At 44.2% G+C, this 19,048-nt stretch carries 15 protein-coding genes and 2 pseudogenes; 12 read left to right on the top strand and 5 right to left on the bottom strand.

The window, feature by feature from the left end:
- The first annotated feature begins 6 nt into the window (after nucleotides 1-6).
- The 8 genes and pseudogenes from AB4486_RS03605 to AB4486_RS03570 all read left to right on the top strand — a co-directional run bounded on the left by AB4486_RS03605 (nucleotide 7) and on the right by AB4486_RS03570 (nucleotide 6,131).
- Nucleotides 7-690, top strand: a complete 684-nt coding sequence (locus tag AB4486_RS03605; protein ID WP_017059770.1) for a DUF3334 family protein — start codon at nucleotides 7-9, stop codon at nucleotides 688-690.
- Nucleotides 691-899: 209 nt separating this feature from the next.
- Nucleotides 900-1,589 (top strand): DUF2786 domain-containing protein, encoded by a 690-nt coding sequence (locus AB4486_RS03600; protein WP_017059769.1) that lies wholly within the window; start codon nucleotides 900-902, stop codon nucleotides 1,587-1,589.
- A gap of 99 nt (nucleotides 1,590-1,688) precedes the next feature.
- On the top strand, nucleotides 1,689-2,345 hold the full coding sequence (locus tag AB4486_RS03595) for an OmpA family protein (RefSeq protein ID WP_372116521.1): 657 nt from the start codon (nucleotides 1,689-1,691) through the stop codon (nucleotides 2,343-2,345).
- A 157-nt stretch (nucleotides 2,346-2,502) separates the two neighbouring features.
- Nucleotides 2,503-3,070 (top strand): annotated as a pseudogene (locus AB4486_RS03590) (tetratricopeptide repeat protein); the annotation flags it as partial.
- An 80-nt stretch (nucleotides 3,071-3,150) separates the two neighbouring features.
- Nucleotides 3,151-3,588 (top strand): annotated as a pseudogene (locus AB4486_RS03585) (hypothetical protein); the annotation flags it as partial.
- A gap of 165 nt (nucleotides 3,589-3,753) precedes the next feature.
- Nucleotides 3,754-3,942 (top strand): hypothetical protein, encoded by a 189-nt coding sequence (locus AB4486_RS03580; RefSeq protein WP_017059767.1) that lies wholly within the window; start codon nucleotides 3,754-3,756, stop codon nucleotides 3,940-3,942.
- A 350-nt stretch (nucleotides 3,943-4,292) separates the two neighbouring features.
- On the top strand, nucleotides 4,293-4,700 hold the full coding sequence (locus tag AB4486_RS03575) for a SulA-like leucine-rich domain-containing protein (protein WP_017055178.1): 408 nt from the start codon (nucleotides 4,293-4,295) through the stop codon (nucleotides 4,698-4,700).
- A 327-nt stretch (nucleotides 4,701-5,027) separates the two neighbouring features.
- Nucleotides 5,028-6,131, top strand: coding sequence for a phosphoribosylaminoimidazolesuccinocarboxamide synthase (locus AB4486_RS03570; protein ID WP_017055177.1), 1,104 nt, complete (start codon nucleotides 5,028-5,030; stop codon nucleotides 6,129-6,131).
- A gap of 166 nt (nucleotides 6,132-6,297) precedes the next feature.
- Here the strand turns inward: AB4486_RS03570 and AB4486_RS03565 are convergent, their stop codons facing one another.
- A complete protein-coding gene (locus AB4486_RS03565; RefSeq protein WP_017059766.1) occupies nucleotides 6,298-6,675 on the bottom strand; it encodes a hypothetical protein in 378 nt (125 codons plus the stop codon).
- 203 nt (nucleotides 6,676-6,878) lie between these two features.
- Nucleotides 6,879-9,257, bottom strand: a complete 2,379-nt coding sequence (locus tag AB4486_RS03560) for a helicase-related protein (RefSeq protein WP_372116495.1) — start codon at nucleotides 9,255-9,257, stop codon at nucleotides 6,879-6,881.
- Between the two features lie 183 nt (nucleotides 9,258-9,440).
- Here AB4486_RS03560 and AB4486_RS03555 point away from each other — a divergent pair, with 183 nt between their 5' ends.
- The 3 genes from AB4486_RS03555 to AB4486_RS03545 all read left to right on the top strand — a co-directional run bounded on the left by AB4486_RS03555 (nucleotide 9,441) and on the right by AB4486_RS03545 (nucleotide 13,669).
- Nucleotides 9,441-11,129, top strand: coding sequence for an NAD-dependent malic enzyme (locus AB4486_RS03555; protein ID WP_372058024.1), 1,689 nt, complete (start codon nucleotides 9,441-9,443; stop codon nucleotides 11,127-11,129).
- Between the two features lie 172 nt (nucleotides 11,130-11,301).
- Entirely contained in the window at nucleotides 11,302-12,102 is an 801-nt protein-coding gene (locus AB4486_RS03550; RefSeq protein WP_017063589.1) for a vancomycin high temperature exclusion protein, read from the top strand.
- A 196-nt stretch (nucleotides 12,103-12,298) separates the two neighbouring features.
- Nucleotides 12,299-13,669 carry a DASS family sodium-coupled anion symporter gene (locus tag AB4486_RS03545; protein ID WP_017059762.1) on the top strand — a complete coding sequence of 457 codons (1,371 nt, stop codon included), beginning with the start codon at nucleotides 12,299-12,301 and terminating at the stop codon, nucleotides 13,667-13,669.
- A gap of 254 nt (nucleotides 13,670-13,923) precedes the next feature.
- Here the strand turns inward: AB4486_RS03545 and AB4486_RS03540 are convergent, their stop codons facing one another.
- Nucleotides 13,924-15,219, bottom strand: coding sequence for a GGDEF domain-containing protein (locus AB4486_RS03540; RefSeq protein WP_065585186.1), 1,296 nt, complete (start codon nucleotides 15,217-15,219; stop codon nucleotides 13,924-13,926).
- A 303-nt stretch (nucleotides 15,220-15,522) separates the two neighbouring features.
- Between AB4486_RS03540 and AB4486_RS03535 the strand changes: the two genes are divergently transcribed.
- The gene (locus AB4486_RS03535) at nucleotides 15,523-16,347 is read left to right on the top strand and encodes a DUF2797 domain-containing protein (RefSeq protein WP_029235797.1); all 825 of its coding nucleotides are present in this window, start codon (nucleotides 15,523-15,525) and stop codon (nucleotides 16,345-16,347) included.
- 132 nt (nucleotides 16,348-16,479) lie between these two features.
- Here the strand turns inward: AB4486_RS03535 and AB4486_RS03530 are convergent, their stop codons facing one another.
- A complete protein-coding gene (locus AB4486_RS03530; RefSeq protein WP_372058021.1) occupies nucleotides 16,480-17,772 on the bottom strand; it encodes a diguanylate cyclase in 1,293 nt (430 codons plus the stop codon).
- 304 nt (nucleotides 17,773-18,076) lie between these two features.
- Entirely contained in the window at nucleotides 18,077-18,961 is an 885-nt protein-coding gene (locus AB4486_RS03525) for a LysR family transcriptional regulator (RefSeq protein WP_372116492.1), read from the bottom strand.
- Nucleotides 18,962-19,048: the final 87 nt, after the last annotated feature.

Raw genomic sequence — 19,048 nt, 5'->3', positions numbered from 1 at the left:
ATCACAATGAAAAAAAACAAAACAGTCACAACTGAAGATATCCTTCTTAAACTATGCCAATCAGTCTCAAGCGTACTGACTTCAGCGACGGCTTCTCAGGTGTCCTATTCAGCCATGGTTCAAAAGATCAACAAGACAAGCCTAAAGCCAGATTTTGGTTGCTTCGTTCTGTTTGACGGCGGCTTTTCTGGTCTCGTTGTTATTAATTTTACGTCCAAAGCAGCGCTAGAGATCTACACCAATTACATGCGCAATATGGGCATGCCTGAAAACGAGCTTGCTGTGCTTCATACTTCAGACGAAGTGGGTGATGTATTGGGTGAGTTGATGAACCAATTAGTTGGCGATTTCACCAATAAAATCCGCAAAGAGCTGCAAACCAACATCACACAAAACCAACCGAAAATGCTGGCTCTGAACAAGCAAGTTAACCTTTCTGTTGATACCAATCTCGACCGTCCACAAGCTCGTCGTGTGACCTTCTCTACCGCTAATAACAACATCTTCTACCTTGAGCTTGCGATGGATAAGACTGAGTTCATTCAATTAGAAGAATTTGAAATCGCAGAAGACGAATGTCCAGATAGCATTCTTGAGGCGACTCAGAAAAAAATGCAAGAAGCGAACAAGCCAGCTCAAAGCTCTGGCAATGATTCTGCGGCAGATCTACTCGATGAACTGGGTATCTAGTTTACGAATGCTCTAGACATATTGAAAAAACGTGTCACTAACGCCATCAATACGCTTGATGGCGTTTTTGTTTTTAACGCCAACTGGGCTCATGCAGTTCAATGTTCACCGCCTTCCTTGTTCATCAAACCAGTTTTGCCTTTCTGTTACCCGCGAAAACATGTAAAATGTTGGACTTTTAAAAATTTGCGGTACTGATTAAATTGTCGATGGATAAGAAAAAAGCCCTAAAGAAAATTGCCAAGTGTCTTGAGCTTGGAAATTCTGCGAACGTCAATGAAGCTGCCAATGCGATAAAAATGGCGCATAACTTGATGCTGAAATATGGTCTCGAAAAAGACGATATTGAATTTATCAAGATGGGGAAAACTCAGTCCAGTCACCTGTTACCTGCAAATATCAGTTCTACACTGCTGCGTGTTATTCGCGGTATCAACACCAAATTTGGCGTAGAAGCCGTATTGCTGAATCATAAAGGCCTCAAGCGTGTTGAATTCATTGGTGAAGCCGACCGCGCGATCTTCGCAGCGTTCGCTTTCGATATCATTTATCGTGAACTGAATGAACACACCGGCCAATTCAGAAATAGCTTTGCTGGCTCTGGCACAGGGTCCTTAGAAGTGACACGCCGCGTGAACTCGTTTGTTTCAGGCTGGGTTGAAGGTGCGCTTGAAAAGCTACCAACTATTACCCCAGACGACGAATCAAACAACAAGATCAATAATTACATTGATAAAGAATTCAAAAATATCGACCGTGAAACGTTCAAACAGCAACTGAGAGAAGCGATGAAAAACCTCACCGCCGATTATGAAGTTGGTTTGAAGAAAGGTCGTAAATTGTCTGTTAATCGACCAGTTGGCGGTACCCAGGCAGCTAAAAAGATAACTAAATCATAGAGCCACTTTACATTGCTTCGACGTATTGATAAAAACCATCAATAAGATTTACAGGACTATGTTTGTCACTCGGATTCATTCGTTTGACAGAAGTACATGATGGAGAAATACGTTAAAAAAATCACACTAGCCCTAGCGCTTACTATCGCTTTAACGGGTTGTCAGGCAACTCAACGCCAAAACGCGACAACTGGCGAATCTGAGGCTAACTCTGCAACTCAAGGCGCTCTAATTGGTGCACTCGCTGGTGCTGCAACTGGTGACTCTAAAGACCGTGGTAAACGTGCACTTATTGGTGCTGCCGGTGGCGCCGCTGTTGGTGGTGGTATTGGTTACTACTTTGACCGACAAGAAGCTGCCCTTCGTGAAGAGCTAATGAATTCAGGCGTTCAAGTTGAACGTGTCGGTGAGAACCAACTTCTACTTCGCCTAGAAAACGGCATCGGTTTTGATTCTGGCTCTTACGCTTTGGAATCAAGCATTCACAATACCCTTCGCGGCGTTGCTCGCATCCTAGTTGAATACCCAGACACTAGCCTAGTGATTGAAGGTCACACTGACAGCGAATCGACGAACCAAATCCTTTCTGAGCGTCGAGCTGAATCTGTTCGTGCACTCTTGATCTCTCAAGACGTTGCTGCAGGTCGTGCTATTGCTCGTGGTAACGGTGAGCGCTACCCTCTATGTGACAATAACACCTCTCAAGGTCGTGCTTGTAACCGTCGCGTAGAAATTCAAATCTTGCCGCTTAAGTAGCACGATTAAAGCCCAGTCCATCTTTATCTATTGAATTAACCTCTATATAGTTGTTTATCAGTTATGTTACTCATTTAACGTGATAATAATAATCAACGACCATAAAGCGTATTCATACTGACATATCGATTCTGGGCTTTTTTACGAGACTTATCTTTTGCTGATCCTATCCAACATTCTGTCATCATCATTTCTTAGAACACTATTTCTAGCCCTCATCTTTTCCACGATTCAACTGTCCACCACACATTTCGTGCACGCAGCAAGCAGTGATGAATTTTCACTAGAATCACAACCTCAAGATCCAGTTTCTCAATACCAATTGGCTCAAGCTTATGAATCGGGTGTCGACGTTCCTGTTAGCACCAGTGATGCATTGTATTGGTACACGCAGTCAGCAGAAAACGGCAACCCAAACGCGCAATTTAGACTGGGTGAATGGTACTTGGCAGGTACAGGTGTTGAACAAAGTAACAAGCTTGCTTTGGAATGGTTTATTAAAGCGGCGTTGCAAGGTAACCAGCGCGCACCTATCGAGGTAGCAAAACTCTACGAATCCTCGCTAGAACAAGACCTCCTTCAACCATTAGATAAAGCGCAGCTATGGTATGAAGCAGCCTTAAAAGATAATCCACAAGCAGAAGAGGGCTACAACCGCATTTTGGAAGCACAATTCAACCAGCAACGTGCAAAACAGATCTCTTCAATAGAACAGCTCGATGACAGCATCGACTCTGAAATAGACACCAGTCAGGGGGTATCTAAGCACGTTCAATCTAACCAAGCATCACGCTCTAACCTCTCCAGTTCTAACCTAACTAGCTCTGACTATATGATTGGTGCTGCGTTGGCCGTGTTGATTTCAATCATCAGCATTATTGCGACGCTCGTTATCTCAAGAAAAAGACAAGCTCTAAAGTCGGGTGATTCGCGACAGCAACAACAATCACTTGAAGCGCAGCTTAGCTCGAAGGACCTTACGATTAAGCAGCAAAAACGCCAGCTGAACACTATGTTCCACGAATTGAAGAAGCAGAAAAACAGCAAAGGTCTGAGTAATTTGCAGGTGGCCTGCGCGCTATTTGGCTACACACCTAGCTCAATCCCCGACCAGAAAAGCATCAAGATCCGATACAAACAGCTATCAAAGATCTACCATCCAGATGGTCACGGATGTGACGAAGAAATGAAACGTTTGAACAATGCGCTAAAAACCATTTTACAAAATGTTACAAAACCGTAAACAAACACACATATTCATTTTCCTAGATCTCAAAGATATCGATTTTATTGGTGTTGCAATCGATCCCCCTCTCAAAAATGGGTAACAAACTATTAACTAATGGGTCTTACTTGTGTCATAATTTGCGCCGAAAATACACCTGACTTAAACAGGTGAGGAGAGAATATGTTCACAATAGAAGGCGTTTGTGATTGGTGCAAAAAGCCAAGCCTAGTTAAAAAGCACGACTACCTAGATGGTAAGTGTCATCATGCATGTAACGAGTGCAATGATATTGCAACCATTGATGTTCGCCAGTTCAATATTGGTGAAATGGAAATGAGAGCAAAACTCTCCCAAGCGACATTGAGATAAGCAACACCGTGAAATATAAGAAAGCGCCTAAGGCGCTTTTTTTGTGCCTGTGGTTTTAGATCTTCTTTCTTCTTTCTTCTTTCTTCTTTGTTCTCTCTTCTATACAGGTATATACAGTACTTTTCTGCAAAAACCAGTGTATACACCTGTATAAAGCTCACATTTATTCAACTTATGATACAAAACAGCAGATTCATTCAAATTTAATTTATCGAATACTTTCAATGATTTAATCATTTACCATCCATAACCTCAGACGAAATCGTCCAATAATCCCGCAAAAAACGCTTGATCTTATAAGCAACTAAAACTACTGTATACACATACAGCATGTATATAAGGACAGCAAAATGATTCAAGCACACGTTAAAGCACAACACTCTAGCCCGCTAGTTCACTGCGCATTTACATCAGTTTCTCGTAAAAGCAAAAATTCAAACGAGGAAGCGTTGTTTGCAAGAATGGCGTTGCTGTCCAATCAACATCAGTGGTTACTGTTTACGGCTCAAACACCAAGACCATCGGCTAAGCAGCTCAAGCAACATAATGTTTGCTGCGACCGCGTTATTCATATGAAAGCCTCTCATCAAATGACTGAGGTAGAGACTGTCGAGAAAGCAATCCGCTCTAAGAATGCGAGCGCGATTGTTGCAAGTGCATCGATTGATCAGTTCAGCCAACAGTACCTAAGAACATTAGGGTTACGCTTTCAATGTGAAGTCTTCTTTATGGATGCAAATTCAGAGCGTATTCACTAAGCCACCTTGCTTAATAACATGTTGGCTTAATAACATTTTGGCTCAAAAACATGGTCCACAAACATAGCTTAATCTTTTAGCTAACAAACTTAATTTAACTTAAGAAACAATTCGCCAAAACACAGTCCAAACATACTGCCTTCCCCTGCCCTACAATTCGCCCATTTTTTAGCGGATTGTTAGGCGGGGGTTTTTATTTAAACAACAGATTTAGCAAACGTTTGCTTTTTCTCTGGAAGCAAATAGTAGATTGGGTATAATGCCCGTCTAATCATGTGCACACCGCACTTCTCTGTATGACGTTTGATAAAAGATAGGAATGTCTAAATGAGCCTTGCTGATCAAGTTCTTGCCGTAAATGATGACCTACCAATCCGTACTGATAAACCTGTCCACAGTGGCAAGGTTCGTTCGGTCTACTGGTTAACTGAAGAAGATAGCCAACGACTAATTAAAGAGAAAGGCTACGATGTAGCACCAGATGCGCCTTTAGCAATCATGGTGATCAGTGACCGTATCTCTGCATTTGATTGTATCTGGCGTGGTGAAGGGAATCTTAAAGGTGTTCCAGGTAAGGGAGCGGCTCTGAATGCTATCTCTAACCACTGGTTCAAATTGTTTAAAGACAACGGACTTGCTGACAGTCATATTCTTGATATCCCTCACCCGTTCGTATGGATTGTACAAAAAGCTCGCCCAGTCATGATCGAAGCGATTTGTCGTCAATACATCACTGGTTCAATGTGGCGTGCATACGCAAACGGCGAACGTGAATTCTGTGGTATCGAGATGCCTGAAGGCCTTGAGAAAGACAAGAAGTTGCCTGAGCTACTGATCACGCCTTCAACAAAAGGGATTCTGAAAGGTATTCCTGGCGTTCCAGAAGCTGACGATGTGAACATCACACGCAACAACATCGAAGATAACTTCGCAGCATTCAACTTTACTCAAGCAAGCGACATCGCGCATTACGAAAAACTTCTTAAAGAAGGCTTCAACGTAATCAGCCAAGCGCTAGCAAAAGTAGACCAAACCTTTGTTGATACCAAATTTGAGTTTGGCTACGTCAACGATGCTCAAGGCAAAGAAAAGCTTATCTACATGGACGAAGTCGGTACTCCAGATTCATCTCGCATTTGGGATACTCAGGAATATAACAACGGCAACATCGTTGAGAATTCAAAAGAAGGCTTCCGTCAGTTCTTGCTTAACTACTTCCCTGATGCCGATATTCTTTTGAATAAAGAGCGTATGCCAGAACGTGAAGCATTGGCTCGTGACAATGAACTTCCACTGGATTCGCTAATGTCTCTGTCTCGCACTTACCTTGATATCGCAGCGAAAATCACAGGTGCGGAGATCGTACTGAGCGAAAATCCTAAGCAAGAGATCATCGATGTACTGCGCGCTGACTATGGTCTAATCGACTAGTCGCTTAATTGCTAATTGCTTAATCGCTTAATCTCAAAATAAAAAGCTCGAAAGCTGATAAGCTCGTAGACTCAAGTTTTAGATACTAAAAGGGCCTCAATATTTGAGGCCCTTTTTACGTGTACGTTTTTACTATTCCTCGAGAGAGATTATAGGCGAGCTGAAGTTACAGCTTAATCGTGAACTCTTCTCCAGAATTACCCGCAATCACTAAATGACTGCGCGATTCAATATACTCGATCTGCTCTTCTTCAAGTGAATATGGCATCACCACTTTGAGCTCATTGATCCCTTCCAGCTTAGCGAGCTTGAGTAAGGTAACAATGTTCGACTCATCACTTTTACGCGTCGACATTGATTTCAATGCCATCTGCCATAAACGATCCTCTGGGGTGCCCAACTCTTTAATGCTATCTCGCCAGACGGTACTGAACACTGGCGCAATTGTGGTGAGTGCTTCCAGAAAAGTCCATTTTTTACTGCATGAGGCGCCAAGAAATGTTGTGTAATCGAACTCTACACGCGTCTCTTCCTGTTTATCCATGATGTCCCCCGACACTTTGGCAACACAATATACTCAATATCTATCAACTCTTTCTTTATAGCAATAGGATATAGAAGAATAGTCTTTTATGACCTTTTGATTGGTTAAAAAGGAATATAAAAATCAAACTTGTAACAAAATAAGCACTGAAAAATCATATATGCATCTATTTGATTAATATTTTAGAGATAAAACTTATCCATCTATTTGATATCAATTATTCGACTCGCTTTTTTGAACTGAATACGCCAACCAGACCATGTCGGTAGCTCCCAACGTTTTGGCGATAACTTTCGGCTACCCGACTGATAATGGACGTAAATCAGCTTTCTTGCGGGCAAGTATTCAACATCGAGTTGCAAGTCGGCAAGGCTCAATGCAAACGGGTATTTTTCCGAAAATTCTGAGTAGAGCCAAGTTGGAATGCCATCGAACGGTATGTCTGCATGATCGAACATTTCCAATTCGCTGACATCAGTAACACCTAGTACTTCAAGCTGCTCTATAAACCATAGCTCAAAGTTAATGTTCTCAATTTCTGGTGTGTATTTAGTTTGTTCATCGAGACCAAGTTTCACATACAACTGCCAGTGTTTGATTTCTTGAGTGCGAGCCTTTGCAAAACCGGGAAGCTGCTCTCCATTTAACACAAGGTCGACGATAGGTTTTAACGATAGTTGCCCTTCAGCGGCGACGAGTTTGGTTGTAATCGTGCGGCCTGCGTACACCAATGCCATCTCGGTAAAAACACCATCATCATTCACAACGGTTTCGCCTTGCTCCCACTCTCCTAGTTCAGCATCAATGAGAAGCTCAAGAGGAATGGGTGTCGTGACCGTCGCTAAGGTCAGTGTTTGCTTAACGCCTCTTCCCGGCAAGCTGTGAGTATCCAACACCAACATCGCTTGTGCATTATCAGGGAAACGGTTCTGACGACCGAGCACCACTTCTAAAACACCATTGGCAAAGGCTTCTTTCCTTTTCAGTCGGCGCACAAACACCAGTTCAGGATGCAGATTCACAATGGTCTTGAGCAATTCAATGCGTTGGAAACGTGACGCGACTTCTAGCTGAGGAAGTTCAAATACCTCCCGCATTTGCTTCGCCAATCCTTGAGCTTCATTCAGAGCCTGTTGGTCGATGTCTAAATGCGGATCTTCTCGACCGCGCACAATCTGAATCAACAGGCTTAAATCACACCCTTCCTTCTCTTGTTGCGCGAGCGCTTCAAGATGTTCTGCATTGTTTGGTAACTGATACAAGCGAGCAGGAACGGACAGCGCCGCAGTGAGATCAACCATCGCCTCTTTTAATGCTTTGGTTTTGATTCGAGTAACGATATCGGCATACAAAGCATCAATCGGCAACGGATACAGCTTTTTACCATGCTCGGTAACTTGATGGTCGGCGTTAATCGCTTCCATCGTCAGCAAGGTTTGAGTTGCACTGTTGAGTGATTTCTCTGGAATAGGGTCAAGGAAGGACAAGCTCTCAAGCGGAGATCCACAACATGCTGCGGCCAACATAGGTTCAGTCAGCTCTTCACGCTGCAATTCAGGCGGTGTGACTAACTCTAACGCCGCATGTTCACCATATAGACGCACGCAAACGCCATCCATTACCCTACCCGCGCGGCCAGCTCGCTGTTTGGCACTCGCTCGTGATATGGATTTAAGCATCAGTGTGGCTCTGCCATTACGCTGAACGGTGCGTCTCTCTAATCCTGAATCTATCACCACGCCAATGTCAGGAATGGTTAATGAGGTTTCTGCAACGTTGGTCGCAAGGATGACCTTTCTCAAACCATTACCTTCAGTATGGATATTCCGACCCGATAACGCTGAATCTCGCTCTTTATCACTGACCGACGCATGCAATTTAACAACTTGGATATCTGGATTTTTCGCTAAGGCTTGTTCGCATTGCACGATCTCTTTTTTACCCGGTAGAAAAACCAACATATCGCCAGAAGAAGCGATCAACTGATGATTAACTTCTTCCACGATGCGCTGCCCTAGATGTCGACTATCAGGCAGTGTTCTGGATTCATTCGCTCTGTGTTCAATCTCAACTTGATAAGTTCGCCCCTCGCAGCTAATTCGATTCGCATCCAAGTAATCAGCAAGACGCTCCCCTTCAATGGTTGCTGAAGTGATCACCAAGCGATGGCTCTCTTTTTGTTTCAGAATCGCCACCAGCAGATCAATGTCCCAGCGCCTCTCGTGAAACTCATCCACCACAATCACATCAAAACTGGCTAATCCGTCTTCTGATAACCGACGCAGCGCGATACCGGGCGTCACAAAAACAACGTTAGTTTGCTCGTTATACTCTGACTCAAGCTTAATCGCATAGCCAACCTTGCTACCAAGCTTCTCACCCGATTGCTGTGCGAGGTATTTAGCCAATGACGTACACGCGATACGTCTTGGTTCCACCACCAGCACTCGTCCATGCTGAGAAGCCCAAAGTGGCAGGCGCGTTGATTTACCTGATCCGGTTTCCGCCTCTACGACAAGGTGAGAATTAGCGATTTGTTCGTGGAATACGTTTTGATAAGCATCGATGGGAAGTAATGACATAAAATGGCGAGTAGCGAAAAAGTGTGAGCAAAGTATAACGAATTATCGTGTTGAAATTCGATAAGTGTGGGACAGAGGTAAGAATATCATTTTGTTTGCTCAGATCGCGGAGAAACTATTTACAATTGAATAACTAAACCGTTATCATTTTTTAGTTACCCTTTCTCCCATATTAGGCATCCAATGAACAACGATAAACGCCCTCTATATATCCCTTATGCTGGTCCTGCTCTACTAAGTACACCTCTTCTAAACAAAGGCAGCGCATTCTCTGCTGAAGAGCGCAGTTCTTTCAACCTTGAAGGTTTGTTACCGGAAACAACCGAAACAATCCAAGAGCAAGTAGGACGTGCATACAAACAATATTGTAACTTCGAAAGTGATATGGATAAGCATATCTACCTTCGTAACATCCAAGACACTAATGAAACGCTTTTTTATCGTTTAGTTCAAAACCACATCTCTGAAATGATGCCTATCATTTATACGCCAACAGTTGGCGCAGCATGTGAGAACTTCTCAAATATTTACCGTCGTGGCCGTGGTCTGTTTATCTCATACCCGAACCGCGATCGTATCGATGACCTACTGAATAATGCGACAAACCACAACGTTAAAGTTATCGTGGTTACGGATGGTGAGCGTATTCTTGGTTTGGGAGACCAAGGCATCGGTGGTATGGGTATTCCAATTGGTAAGCTAGCACTTTATACAGCTTGTGGCGGTATCAGCCCAGCTTACATGCTACCAATCGTGCTCGATGTGGGTACTAACAACCCTCAACGTCTTGCTGACCCAATGTACATGGGCTGGCGTCATCCTCGTATTACGGGTGCTGACTACGATGCATTCGTTGAAGAGTTCATCCAAGCGGTTCAACGCCGTTGGCCTGATGCATTAGTTCAGTTCGAAGATTTCGCACAAAAGAACGCAATGCCACTGCTTGAGCGCTACAAAGATCGCATCTGTTGTTTCAACGATGATATCCAAGGCACAGCAGCCGTAACGGTTGGTTCTCTACTTGCAGCATGTAAAGCAGCAAACAGCAAACTTTCAGATCAACGCATCACCTTCTTAGGTGCGGGTTCTGCAGGTTGTGGTATTGCTGAAGCTATCATTGCCCAAATGGTGTCTGAAGGTATCAGCGATGCACAAGCTCGCTCTCAAGTTTACATGGTTGACCGTTGGGGTCTGCTACAAGAAGGCATGCAAAACCTGCTTGATTTCCAACAGCGTCTGGTTCAAACCAACGAAAACACCAAAGACTGGGAAAGCGATGGCACTGGTTTCTCTCTACTAGACGTAGTTCGCCACGCGAAACCAACCGTATTGGTTGGTGTGTCTGGTGCTCCAGGTCTATTCAGCAAAGAAGTCATCAAAGAGATGAACCTACACAGTGAACGCCCTATCGTGTTCCCACTGTCGAACCCAACAAGCCGTGTTGAAGCAACTCCAAACGACATTATTCGTTGGACTGATGGCCAAGCACTTGTTGCGACAGGTAGCCCATTTGAGCCAGTCGTTCACAACGGCACAACTTACCCAATCGCTCAGTGTAACAACAGCTACATCTTCCCAGGTATTGGCCTTGGTGTATTGGCTGTGAATGCTTCACGCATCACTGACGAAATGCTAATGGAATCAAGCCGTGCACTTGCTACGTGTTCTCCACTTGCCATCAATGGTTCAGGTGCGTTACTTCCACCATTGGAAGAGATTCACACCGTATCTAAGAAGATTGCTCTTGCCGTTGGTAAGAAAGCCATTGAACAAGGTGTTGCGTTAGAGATCACAGATGAAGCTCTTCAACAAGCAATTGACCAACATTTCTGGCAACCGGTTTACCGTCGCTACAAGCGCACGGCATTCTAATAAAGCGTACTGCGCTTGGAATAAAGAGCGTTAACGACTCTTATATGAGCCTCTGCAATTGCAGGGGCTTTTTTCTTTAAACTGTCTTGTCTTTTTAACTGATTTTTCTCATTTTTATTTGGTATTATCGAGCACTCAAAAATTAATGCTCAGTGAAAGGACCATACCGAGAGTGAAATTTGATTCTCACATTATCCGTAGCTACATAAAAAAAGCTTACAAAAAACTGCAAGGTTTTCTGTTTGGCGCTTTCCTCGTGTTCTTAGTAGGCAGCGCTGCGGTTATTGCGATCGATTATTGGGTTTCATGGCAAGCGGAAGATCGCATCATCTACGATATAGATGAAGTGCCCGAGCTTGAGGTCGCCGTTGTGCTTGGCACGAGCAAATATTTGGGTCGAACACTCAACGACTATTATAAGCACCGAATCGAAGCCGCGATTGAGCTGTTCGACCGTGAAAAAGTCGACCAGTTTCTGTTAAGTGGTGATAACGCTCATCGCTCTTACAATGAGCCGTGGACGATGAAACGCGACTTGCTGAAAGCAGGTGTACCCGATGAACGCATTAACCTCGATTACGCAGGCTTTAGAACCTTAGACTCGATTGTTCGCGCTAAAAAGATCTTCGACACCGACAACTTCCTGATCATTACTCAGAAATTCCACTGTGAAAGAGCACTATTTATCGCTAATTCTTACGATATTCATGCACAATGTTTAGCGGTTTCAGGCCCTACTCATCATTCAGGCACCTCTATCCGTTTGCGTGAAGTTTTTGCGCGTACCAAAGCCTTCTTAGATTTGTATATTATGGGGACAACGCCAAAGTTCCTTGGACCTAAAGAGCCCATTCAATCGAGTCCAAAACCGGAATCATTTCCGATTCCAAACCCTATGACTGACCCCTCTGTAAACCCTGTTGTAGATCCTACAACAAACCCTATTGCAGACCCAGCAGAGACAGATGTGTAGAAAACTACACATTTTGAATTTGTTGCCTCACACTTCCCCACTGTTACACAAAAACACACCAACACGCCTTTATTAACTTAAGTAACATTCTCCCAACAAAGTCTGACCCTACATCAAGCTATATACCTCGACAATAATAAGCATGACTCAATGAAGTCGTGCACCAATAAAACGAGGATAACAAAAGGAGCGTCTTATGACGGCACTTGTTACTACACTGAAACACTGGTTGTTCACCCGCAACAGCATGATATTAATTGGTAATTTCACGCTATTCGCACTCTTGCTCAACACCCTTCCTTTCGAATCACAAGTCAATACTGGTTTGAGTATTCTCGTGTTCGTTGCGGTTCTATGGTTAACCGAAGCTATTCATGTCAGCATCACCGCTCTGCTCGTTCCACTCTTGGCTGTCTTGTTTGGTGTGTTCAATACGCCCGCAGCGCTGGCTAACTTTTCAAACCCGATCATCTTCTTATTCATGGGTGGCTTCGCATTAGCAGCTGCACTGAACAAGCAAGAGCTAGATAAAGCGATAGCTGACAAAGTGCTGCTGATAGCAAAAGGCAGAATGTCGGTCGCTGTGTTCATGTTGTTCGGTGTGAGTGCAGGTCTATCAATGTGGATCTCAAACACAGCCACCACAGCAATGATGCTTCCTCTTGTTCTTGGCATCATGAACAAGGTTGACCAAAGTGAAGACCGCAACACCTACGTGTTCGTACTACTGGGTATTGCTTACTGTGCTTCAATCGGTGGTATCGCAACCTTAGTTGGTAGCCCACCAAACGCAATTGCGGCGGCAGAAGTTGGCTTAAGCTTCACAGAGTGGATGGCACTTGGCCTACCTATCTCAATGATCTTACTTCCAATCGCGATGATTATTCTTTACGTGATGACTAAGCCGAAGCTTGACCACAAATTCGAGCTAGACCATGCCCCAGTTGAATGGACAAACAGCAAGAAAATCACACTGTCTATCTTCCTTCTAACCGTAACGCTTTGGATATTCGGTAAACCAATCAACGCAATGATTGGCGGATTCTCTAAATTTGATAGCTTGGTAGCGATTGGCGCAATTGTACTGCTTGGCGCTTCTAGAGCGGTGGAATGGAAAGACGTCGAGAAGACAACGGACTGGGGTGTTCTTATCCTGTTCGGTGGCGGTATCTGTTTAAGTAACATTCTGAAAGCGACAGGAACCAGCGTATTCCTAGCACACTCACTAAGCGGATTTTTAGAAACAGCTGGCGTACTGCTTACGATTCTAGCCGTGGTAGCGTTCGTGGTATTCCTAACGGAATTTGCGAGTAACACAGCGAGTGCAGCACTTCTGGTGCCAGTATTCGCAACCATCGCTGAAGCACTTGGTATGTCGCCAGTTATCTTGTCTGCTCTGATCGCTGTCGCTGCATCTTGTGCCTTCATGCTTCCTGTTGCAACACCACCAAACGCAATCGTGTTTGGCTCGGGTCACATCAAGCAGAAAGAGATGATGCGAATCGGTATGGTGTTGAACCTAGTTTGTATCCTAGTGCTAACACTGTTCGCTTGGATCTTCTGGTAAACACTAACGTTCTATAAGCGCATGCTTACAGGAATGCTCCCCTAAACTGGTTGAACTTCCCCCGGTTCAACCAAGACAAAAATGCCCGTTCAGCGTAAGCAAGCACTGAACGGGCATATAAAAACAAGAAACGCTTTCCCTTTTGGTGGCCCCGCGCCACCTTTTTTGTTTTGGCTTTTGGGAGAAGAACCATAAAAACGCCACACGTCACATATGCACGTGTGGCTTATAAACTCATCAAAACAATTTTCAGATTAGTGACTCAAGATCACCTGGTTTCGACCTGAATGCTTTGCTTGATATAAAGCTTCATCAGCGCGAGCAATGGTCTCTGTCACTCGCTCTTGCTTCATCTCGGCAACACCGATACTGCATGTCAGCGGATCGCCATGAACCCAAAGGTGCTGGCTAACCAATAATCGAATGCGTTCAGCTTTTATCTGCGCCTCTCCGGCTTCGGTCTCAGGGCAAAAAACAATGAACTCTTCACCACCCCATCTCACCAACTTATCGGTAGCGCTGATCGAACTGCCCACCACCATGCTGAACTCGCGTAAAATATGGTCACCCATTTGATGTCCGTACTTGTCATTTACACTCTTGAAGTAGTCGATATCGAGATACAACATACCCAGCTTGCCATGTCCTTGCTTCACATGTTGTGACTGCATTTTCAACCAATCACGAATCGCGTGGCGGTTTAGTATTCCGGTTAACTCATCACGATGGGCCATCTCTGAAAATTCAAAATTCTGTTCTCTCAGTGCGCGATTGACGTTCTTTAAGTGGTGATGTCTTTTCTCTGCGATCACCATGCGTTTTCTTGAACGGTTTAACTCTGACAGCAAGAATACGGTGCCCGTCCCCACCCACACAAACAGTAGGATCATGAACAAGCTTTCTGCGGTGATATACGAACCTTCGAACTCAATACTGCGGATGACGATTCTGTGGTGACCGAGTTTCGCTCCAGACGCAGTAGCAAACTCAACCATATTCACATTCGAAAATTCAGGGGCCGAATGCTCTAACGCAATGTCGTTGTCAGCCAGCCACCATGTCATCACTTGCAGATTTTTGATCGGGATTTCAATCACACCACCATCGATTCCTGGAGAAAACTCCATCCCATTGTACTTGTGCGTGTACTCGTCATCAGGAACTGAATAAGCAGGGTTGTAGTTACGTAGATAGGTTCTCAAACGGCCACTAGAGTCAGCCTCCGCATGGTAATCAATGTTCACTCTAAAGGTGTGGTACTGAGAAAGGTCAAGGCCCGAGGTGATGTCAGGGTTGATACGAATCGACAGCCCACAGTAAGGCCACGGATACTCAGATTCTTTAAGTTCACAATCGAGAGTGTACTGTCCATTTTCATAGGATAACTGGGACGTACTGACTCCCCTATCAACTTGATCACTGGTCGCGATAAATTCATATTTATCAGGGGTAATTGCCGTTATCACACGATTTCCGCTCACACGGTAATACTGCACAATGGCAAGCGTTGCGATAACTAGAAAGATAACAATCTTATGGATCCACTTCACGTCTAAGCTTCCTGCTTAATATCCCTATAGTTGGGATTTCACGATAAAAAACAAGTTAGATAAATTAGTGATCTTAATACCAATAAATCACTAAAAAACGTTATATCACGCCCGAACAAAATGTCATACTATATTTTAATGCATGTATTTTCTATTGATTATTCACGGCGAGAATCAAGTAATATTGCGTATAAAAACAGGCTCTATTTGTTATACTCATCGCATAATCATCGTTAACCGTACTGCCTGCTCACAGCGCAATCGAGTCGACGAAATAATAATCAAAATACAACGAGTAATGTCATGTCTTTATTAGCAAAAGGAACACTCAAAAAGATGAGTGCTTCCCTTGATGGCGCGGTTACCTACCGTTTGCCTGTAGGCGAAGAGTTTGTAGAGCTAAACCCTCTGATTGGTAAAACCATCAACCTCACTCACACCGGCAATATTTTTTGCTGCTCATGTGGTAAGAAAACTAAGAAGAGCTACTCTCAAGGCCACTGTTTTGTGTGCATGAAAAAGCTAGCAAGCTGCGACATGTGCATCATGAAGCCAGAGACTTGTCACTACGATGAAGGCACGTGTCGCGAGCCTCAATGGGGTGAAGAGAACTGCATGGTTGATCACTTCGTTTACCTATCGAACACATCAAGCCTAAAAGTAGGTATCACTCGTCACACTCAAATCCCTACCCGTTGGATTGACCAAGGCGCGACTCAAGGTTTGCCTATCTTGAAGGTAAAAACACGTCAGATTTCTGGCCTGATCGAAGTTGAGTTAGCAAAGCACATTGCTGACAAAACCAACTGGCGCACGCTGCTTAAAGGCGACGGCGACGATATGGAATTGGTAGAAAAAGCCAAAGAACTGTTGCCGTTGGTTGAGGATAAAATCCAAGAGATCAGAGCGAAGTTTGGTGATGATGCTATCGAGATTCTGAGCGAAAACATCACTTCATTGAGCTACCCAGTTGAACAGCACCCAGTGAAGATTGTGTCGCACAACTTTGACAAGAACCCTGAAGTATCTGGTGTGCTGCAAGGTATTAAAGGCCAATACCTAATCTTAGATACGGGCGTGATTAACATCCGTAAATTTGGCTCTTACGAAGTGGAAGTGTCTGCATAACTTGTAGAACTTAAACGTTTCTTATAGTTAGAAGCGCTTAGTGAATAGCCAAAAAATAAAATGCCCTCAAGTGATGACTTGAGGGCATTTTTCGTTGTCGATCCTATTCGCTTTCGATGACGATTTTAGGCGTTAGAGCGCAACCACATCTCCGTCTACACAATTCTTGCCGTTGGCTTTCGCGCGATAGAGAGATTGATCGGTTAAATTCACGAGTGCATCAATCGTGACACCGTCTTCACAGGCTTGGCTATCACTGATTCCGATACTGACACTCGAATTAAATCGTAACTGTTCATCGATTCTGAATTCAACTTGATTGAACTGTTGGCGAATCTCTTCTGACACTTCGTGTGCTGTTTCAAGAGACGTGTTTGGGATAAATATAATGAACTCTTCGCCCCCCCAACGGCCTGCGACTCCGCCGGCTTTCTCGGCACTGCGCTTGGTAATATTAGCCAAAGCACAAATGACCTCATCACCGACCATATGACCGTAAGTGTCATTAATCGACTTAAAATCATCGATATCTAGCAGCATACAAACAAGGTAGTTTTTAGAGGACATGTGCTCTCTCAACCACTCATAAATCGCTCTGCGGTTAAGTAAGTCGGTCATTTCATCGAAGTTCGCTTGGTGTACCAACTGCTTTTCCAGCATCACCTTTTGAGTCACATCTTCGAGCACAACCTGAACGGCTGGCTGACCTTTCCAAGTAATCGCATTGTCGTAAATATTGAAGAACCGATGAACGCCGTCAAAGCCAATGTTTTCAACCACGGTACTAGTACCTGACAACTCCCCTGATACGATCGCGTGATAGTGCTTGCTGATGCCATCGGCATTCTGTTTTGGTACCAGTTCAAGGATAGAGTCCAGCTCTAATACTTGCTCGATGGAAGCCGCGCCTTGCATGTTGACCCAAGATTGATTGACCATCAGCGGTTTGAACTCTCGATGAACCAAGATGCCCTGCCCTGATTGCATGATCATATCGTGATACATCTTATCTTGTTCACGTACCGCATTTTGCAGCTGAATCGCAGGGGAAAGATCGATCACCGTGACTTGCAGTGCAGGCCGACCTTGCCACTCTGTCACATGGTCAATAGAGAACACTGTGAACTCTCGACCATTGCGATCAACATTAACATAGGTGTGGACCTGCGGATCGCGTTGACCACTGATCGTTTCAAGGTAATTTTGATAGGCTAAAACATGGTATTCTTCTGAGATTAGATCTAGGAAGCTATCTATATTAGTAAGTAGTTCTTCGGGTGATTGGTATCCATAGATGCGAGCATAATTAGCGTCAACACTAACTACATTCATATCTTGAATAGTTATTACACCGTACGTGGATTCGAAATTTATTGAAGACATTGCCAACTCCGCACTCTCGCTATACTCCACAAACTGGAGCATAACAACACATCCTGCCAACGCTTCCACAGAATCTATCACGCGCTAGGGACATTAATATACCATCTAGTATATCGTACTGTTGCGGACTTCTCTACAACTCAATTGCTAACACGAGTTAGTAAAAGTAGACAAGCATCTCAATCCCATTATTCGCGTCAAAAAACAGAAATAGATAACCTATACCAATGTAACCATTATCTTTTTCTACTTTTGGCCTTGAACTGATGAAAGAATCCGCTCCCAACCACTTCAAATCCTGTTCGCTATTCTTTTAAACCTGCGCACTATTCTTTAAACCTACGAACTATTCATTCCAATCAGAGAAATATGAGACTAAGAAGTCGATAGCTAACCGTGCCCTCTGTGGAAGAAAACGACGGTTCTGATAAACAATCCAACTGCTTGTGCCCGCTCCCCAATACTCTTCTAACACAGGGACGAGTTTTCCATTGCTAAGACTGCCATTGAAACTGCTTTTAGGAAGATAAACGATGCCAAGCCCCTCTTCGCAAGCTTTCAGTACAGCGCTTGAATTGTTGCTTTTCCAACGGCCATAAACTCTGACTGCGGTTAGCGGATTTCCATCGTTCTCGAACAACCACTGGTCACTGTTGGCGATAATACAGCTGTGCAGCTTGAGTTGTTCTGGATTCGCTGGAGCACCAAACTCAGCAATGTAATCTTTGCTTGCTGCTGCCGCCATCGGGCGATCGACGAGCTTTCTTGCCACCAATCCTGAATCGTCCAATCGACCATAACGAATCGCGAAATCGATGCCATCTTCGATGAAGTTAACCATCTTGGTATTGAAATTCATTTCTATGGTGAGCTCAGGATGATCTTTAGCAAACTCCATCATCGCCGCTGCGACATGATTTTCTGCAAACGCGCCTGCCGCACTCACACGCAAAGTACCGCTAAGCTGAGTCTGCTGAGACGTGACTTGTTCATTGGCCTGTTGTAGCCCAATCACCAAGTCTTTGCACTGTTGGTAATAAGTGTGGCCCGATTCAGTCAGGCTAACCATCCGTGTTGAACGCGCAAGCAGGGCCACTCCCACTCTCTCTTCCAACCTTGAAACCTGCCGACTCACATGGCTGGTACTGCAACCTAGCTGTTTAGCGGCTGCTGAAAAGCCGTGGCATTCGGCGACCGCAACAAATTCATTAATCCCTTCAAAGCTATCCATACTTAATCTACTCGCATTCTATCTTTGCTATATAGCAACAATGTTTTGCCTGTTTCGTATATTATCACCTAATCAGTTTGGAACTAG

Origin of the sequence: Vibrio sp. 10N.222.55.C6 (assembly GCF_041473395.1) — a bacterium.
Lineage (GTDB): Bacteria > Pseudomonadota > Gammaproteobacteria > Enterobacterales > Vibrionaceae > Vibrio > Vibrio crassostreae_C.
The sequence above is the reverse complement of the archived record's forward strand: the minus strand, read 5'-3'. Positions and strand labels throughout refer to the sequence as shown.